This window comes from Christiangramia aquimixticola, assembly GCF_048285835.1.
GTDB classification, from domain to species: Bacteria; Bacteroidota; Bacteroidia; order Flavobacteriales; family Flavobacteriaceae; genus Christiangramia; species Christiangramia aquimixticola.
Genome location: NZ_JBLVTL010000089.1, coordinates 1 through 346, shown reverse-complemented (window position 1 = coordinate 346; position 346 = coordinate 1). Strand labels below are relative to the sequence as shown.

The window sequence follows — 346 nt, the reverse complement described above, 5'->3', positions numbered from 1 at the left end:
AGGATGAGTTTCGATTGAGAAGAAATGAGCCTTCGTTTTTTCAGAATATCCATACCTCGGATGTCCTAGCCATCGAGTCCAATGGTAGCTACAAAAGCAAACTGGGAACCACCGGATTTGGGATCGAGGGCCGAAAGGAATCCATCGAATCTTCCAACCTTGGAAATCATGAGCGGGAGCTAGTTGGGCTTTTCTTGGAGCAGTTGGTCAATCTTGGAGAAAAAACTGACATCCGGGCGGGACTTTACTCCAATTACTATTCGGAATATGGATGGAAGCATTTCCCAGGAGCAGAAATTGGGTTTCAGGCGACTCCCTCCATTAGATTATATTCAGGAATAGGTTC

The 346-nt window shown here is 45.7% G+C and carries 1 pseudogene; it reads left to right on the top strand.

What is annotated here, in order from left to right:
- Window positions 1-346 (top strand): annotated as a pseudogene (locus tag ACNKXV_RS13635) (TonB-dependent receptor); the annotation flags it as partial.